We start from the raw sequence: 5,294 nt of genomic DNA, 5'->3' as shown, positions 1-5,294 counted from the left end.
TGGCCGTCCATCGCGCCGTCCGGCTTGGCGTAGGACACCGCCGGCAAGGTGCCATTCTTGAGATCGGTGAAAAGGTCGGTGATGTCCCGCATATGGTCGGCGCGCATCGCCGGATAGTTCACCTGATATTCAAACGGGTTACAGATATTGCAATAAATCCCGTCGAGCGGCGCGCCGGTCCCGGAAACATTGTAGCTGCCGCCATAATATTTCCACGAGATGTTCTTGGCGCTCAGGAGATCGCCAATGCTGGTCATGGTGACCGGCGGGATGGAACCCGCCCCGCTCGGCGTGCCTTGCGGCGTCCATGCCGGATTGATGTTCACCGCGTTGTAATAGTGGCCCGGATCGCACTTGGTCTGGACCGTATAGGGCAACTTGCCGAGGTAGTCCTGGATCGGCTTGATCCCCGGCTGCGTCGCATCGGAGCAATTGAACCACTGCTTGCGCGCCGTATACGTGTTCAGCGAATTGGGCTGTGGATCGGGATTGTAGATGCTGGCGGCCGGCGGCGTCACGGCGTTGCCGTGGCCATCGCCGAAGAACACCTGATCGGCAAAGCCCAGCGGCACGCTGTCGGGCCCGGTCCCGCCCATCACCGGCTGATGATAATTGTCGCTCATGGTGTAGTTGTCGGCGAGGGATTTTAGATAGGGCACATCGCCCTTTTGCATGTTGAAGAACGCCATGGTCTGGCCGGTATCGTGCGGCGTGCCGCCGGGCGGGGTCGAATAGGTCGTGGTGATGGCCGATTGCAGATCGTGCAGACATCCGGTCGGATTGCGCCGGGTGACGTGTTCCGCGTCGATCGCGCAATCCATCTGCTGGTACATCTGGAAGAACTGATGGATGGTGTCGGCGGTATAGGCGTCATAGGGCATAGCCGGGCCGGTCAGCTGAAATGGCCCGGGCGGCAGGGTGTTGACGTTGGTGATGCGCGTATCCGGGCCCAAAGCGTTGGGCAGACCGGTGCCGCCGGTTCCGAACAGGAACTGATCGGCCGCGGGCAGTCCGGGATCGCCGCCCGGAATGCCGAGAATGGGAGCGCCCGTCGGGTTCTGCACGCCGCCGAGGTCGGGCGCGGGCAGTGCTGTATATAATGTCTTGTTGGCCGATCCGGCGCTGATGAAGTACTTTCCGCCATTCGGCGCGGATGTGATCTGGAACTGGTGCGCCCTGTCGAAATTCTCGTTGGGCGAACCATCGGCCTTGATGATGTGTTCCGACAGCAGGTTCCGCACCCGTTCGTCGTCCGACTTCGGCACATAGGTGGCGAACAGGTGATCGAAGCTGCGGTTTTCACCGACGATGATGATGACATGCTTGATCGGCGACGCGGTCTCCCTGTGATCGCGATCGGGTCCGTCCTCCGCGCGAACACCTTGCGCAAGCGCAAGCGCCGCGAGCGAAACGCCGAGCAAACCAAACCTGCGCGTAAGCGCACTTTTTTTCATAGTATTCTCCTGTTGGATTTCTGGAAGTCGAAACAACAGGCGCTTTGTTATGCCGCGACGATGACGCGGATTTATCGGTTGCGTGACATATCAAAAGCATTCGCAAGACGGCGCCGACCCCGCGCGACAAGCATGTGGAAAGATTTTTTCGGAAACCGGGGAATATTCACGTTGACCTCGCCTCCGGCGGAGGCTTGACTCAATTAACAAATAAACATACGATCGTGCGTAATAATATTGAGAATTCCTCGGCGGCAACGGCTAGGTCGATGGATTGCAGGAGTGTGTCTGCCGCCGAGCGGGTCTGCGATTGCGATGAGGGCGTCCAGTGCCCGAATGAGAGGAAGCCGATTTTCTTCATGGAGGGCAATCTATTGCTATCTGGGCTTGTTTGCGACCGTCGATGTGCCCCAGTTGGCCCGTTTCGAAACCAGACCGGTTTCGCGTGTCGCTCCACGGCAACAGCGGCGCTTTTTTGAGGGACCATTCCGTTTCGGAACTGGTGGCGGATTGTCATATCCGGCAAGTTGAACACGGAAGAATCCATTGCCGTGCGGGCTTGGCTTCTAGGGCTAGCGGCACTGGATTGGGTAGGATGGTTCGGAATTTGAGGCCTCTATCGGGGCTGCGCGCCGGCGCGAGCCTCTGGGCACTGCTGGCCTTGGGCGGCGGCTCCACAGCGCTCCCTCGTGAGACGCTGGGTATATTCGTGAGACGTCGGGCCATTGCCCCAGCGCTTGGCGGCTTACTATTCGAAACCAGGCGTGCCACTCAAAGACATTGCTGCTGTTCTGGAAGCTCTCCTGTTTTGTTCGGCTTTATCTGGCATGGCGCGTTCGCGCGCGCGGTTTTTCTGGCAATTGCCCTTGTCGGGGCGAGTGCGCCGGCCATGGCGCAGAACGCGATCTGGTTCGGCAACGGCGCACCCACCGCCGACGAATGGAATCAGCTCAACAACTGGAGCACCGGCGTTCTTCCCACGGGAACAGCGAGCTTCGTCAACAATGGCGCCCCGACGAACCTCTCGATCCGGGCGACCGGCGCGGGCACCGATGTCACGCTCGGTGCCCTTCAGTTCGTAGGCCCCGGCTATACGATCGATGTCGGAGACGGCATAACCTTCACGACCCTGACCCTCACGGGCGCCGGAATCATCGCTAGTTCGCCGAATGCGCCGACGATCGGCGTTACTTTCGGCGGCTTGAATTTCCTCAACACCAGCACCGCCGGCAGCGCGACTCTTAACAACGCCGGTTCTTTGGTGCCAGCACCGCCGGAAGCGCCGTCATCAACAGCAATGGTGGTTTAGTTTTCACCGATACCAGCAGCGCCAGCAGCTCGAACATCACCAACAACGGCGTCATGCAATTCGACCTCGGCAGCACCGCCGGGACCGCCGCTATCAGCAACAACCATTTTCTGGACTTCAACAACACCAGCACGGCTGGTAGCGCGAGCATCATCAACAACCAATCCCTGATATTCTCCGATGCGAGCACGGCCGGCAACGCAAGTATCACCAATACCAGTTCGAATGGTGCCGTGATTTTCCTAGGCACGAGCACCGCCGGAACCGCGACCCTCAATAACAATCATAATTTGTCTTTTGTCGACACCAGTACGGCCGGCGGCGCGACCATCACCAACAATGGTAGCCTGATCTTCGCCAGCAACAGCAGCGCCGGCAACGCGGCCATCACCAGCAGTGGCAGCCTGAACTTCAACGATTCGGGCACGGCCGCCAATGCCAACATCTCAAGCAGCGGGATCCTGAATTTCAACAACACCAGCACGGCCGGCAACGCGGTTATCATCAACAACCAGAACCTGTACTTCAACAACAATAGCACGGTCGCCAGCGCGACTATCACCAACAACAGCAACCTGAGCTTCAACGACAACAGCACCGCCGCGAACGCGACCATCAATAACAATGGCTTTCTGAATTTCAACGGTACCAGCACGGCCGGTGCCGCCACCCTGATCGGTGGCGGCAGCACGTTCTTCCGCATCAACAGTTCGGCCGGAAGTGCCTCCATCACTGTCAACACCTCGCTGGAATTCCTCGACGCCAGCACCGCCGGCAGCGCAGCCATTACCAACAGAAATAGATTGTTTTTCTTCGAAGTACGGCCGCGAACGCCGTCCTCACCAACAACGGAAGCCTGGGTTTCTTCGATAACACCACGAGCGGTCAGGCGCGGTTCATCAACAATGCGCTCGGCATTGTCGATTTTTCAGCCAGCGCCGGCGCCTCCGGCAACCACACCCTCACGGCCGGCTCGATCGAAGGCGCGGGGAATTTCTACCTCGGAGCCAATGCGCTTAGTGTCGGCAACAATCTCAATACCCATCGTTTCCGGGGCAATCAGCGATTGTGGTCCGACCGGCGTCGAATGCTTCGCGCACACGCTGGTGATTCCAGCGGCAGGCGGCGCATTGATCAAGACCGGAAGCGGCACGCTGACATTGTCGGGAAGCAATACCTATACCGGAGGAACGATCGTGAGCGCCGGTACGCTCGCGCTCGCCGGCGCGGGCACGTTGGGCGCGGCGGCGGGGTCCACGACGATCAACAGCGGCGGCACGGTCGATCTCGGCGGCACTACGCAAACCCAGGCTGCGGTCAACCTCAATGGCGGCACGCTGAAGAACGGCAGCCTGAACGCATCGGTGAACTCGACCGGCGGCGCCATCGACGGCCTCGGCGGCGCTGCGAGCCTCACGACCACCGCCGGCACAACCACACTTTCGGGCGTCAACGGCTATAGCGGCGCGACCAGTGTGAATGGCGGTCTCCTCGACGTTGTGGGCACGATCATTGGTACGTCGGCGGTGACGGTCAACGGCGGAATCCTCACCGGTTCGGGCACGATCGATCCCTTGACGGTGACGATCGGCCCCGGCGGCACGCTTGCGCCGGGCAATGGGACCGGCGGGATCGTCGATTACCATCGTCGGTAACCTCGCCCTCCAGTCGGGCGCCATCTATCTGGTGCAGATCAATGCAGCGGCTGCCTCCTTTGCCAATGTCACGGGCACCGCGACGTCCGGCGGCGCAACAATTTCAGCGGTGTTCGCGGGCGCATCTTTCGTGAAGCAATACACGATCCTCACGGCCGCCGGCGGCGTGACGGGGTCGTTCGCGCCGGTGGCAGTCACCAATCTATCGGCGTTTCAGGTCACATTGAGTGAGGACGCCCATCACATCTTTCTCAATCTGGCTCTTAACCCCAGCTTCACCTCCGGCGCGCTCAATGGAAACCAGCGGGCGGTCGCCAACGCAATCGGCAGTTTCTTCGACGCCAATGGCAGCATTTCCCTTGCCTTCGGCACGCTGACCACAGGCGGCCTGGCGCAAGTTTCGGGCGAAACGGCGACCGGCGCGCAGCAGACCACCTTTGATGCGATGACTCAGTTCATGGGGGTTCTGTCAGATACCTCTATCGACGGCCGCGGCGGCAACTTTTCGGCGTCGGCCGGCGGCGCCAGCGCCTATGCGGGCGATCGCAAGCATACCGCCGCCGAGCGCGACGCGTATGGAATGTTCACCAAGGCCCCGCCGGTGCCGTTCGAGCCGCGCTGGAGCGTGTGGGCGGCGGCCTTTGGCGGCTCGCAAACCAGCGACGGCAATGCTGCGCTCGTCGGATCAAACAACACCACCAGCCGCGTCTTCGGCACCGCAGTCGGCGCGGATTACATTTTCTCGCCGGCCACAACTGCCGGCTTCGCGCTGGCCGGCGGCGGCACCAGTTTTGCCGTCGCCAACGGCGGCAATGGCCGCTCCGACCTGTTCCAAACCGGCGCCTTCGTGCGGCACACAGTCGGTCAAGCCTACAT

4 protein-coding genes and 1 pseudogene are annotated in these 5,294 nt (G+C 60.8%); 3 read left to right on the top strand and 2 right to left on the bottom strand.

The features are described from left to right. Together WB528_RS23010 and WB528_RS23005 are read right to left on the bottom strand one after the other, a co-directional pair. Window positions 1-1,454: alkaline phosphatase family protein (locus WB528_RS23010; RefSeq protein ID WP_423890999.1), on the bottom strand; the 1,454-nt coding region annotated here is incomplete at its 3' end. Between the two features lie 244 nt (window positions 1,455-1,698). Then, window positions 1,699-1,815 (bottom strand): annotated as a pseudogene (locus WB528_RS23005) (LLM class flavin-dependent oxidoreductase); the annotation flags it as partial. A 447-nt stretch (window positions 1,816-2,262) separates the two neighbouring features. Between WB528_RS23005 and WB528_RS23000 the strand changes: the two are divergent. The 3 genes from WB528_RS23000 to WB528_RS22990 form a co-directional block, all read left to right on the top strand. Beyond that, a complete protein-coding gene (locus WB528_RS23000) occupies window positions 2,263-2,763 on the top strand; it encodes a hypothetical protein (RefSeq protein ID WP_423890996.1) in 501 nt (166 codons plus the stop codon). 53 nt (window positions 2,764-2,816) lie between these two features. After that, the gene (locus WB528_RS22995; protein WP_423890995.1) at window positions 2,817-4,418 is read left to right on the top strand and encodes a beta strand repeat-containing protein; all 1,602 of its coding nucleotides are present in this window, start codon (window positions 2,817-2,819) and stop codon (window positions 4,416-4,418) included. Then, window positions 4,369-5,294: autotransporter domain-containing protein (locus WB528_RS22990; protein WP_423890993.1), on the top strand; the 926-nt coding region annotated here is incomplete at its 3' end. The genes WB528_RS22995 and WB528_RS22990, both read left to right, overlap by 50 nt.

The organism is Bradyrhizobium sp., assembly GCF_049586575.1.
In the GTDB taxonomy this organism is placed as follows: domain Bacteria; phylum Pseudomonadota; class Alphaproteobacteria; order Rhizobiales; family Xanthobacteraceae; genus Bradyrhizobium.
The sequence above is the reverse complement of the archived record's forward strand: the minus strand, read 5'-3'. Positions and strand labels throughout refer to the sequence as shown.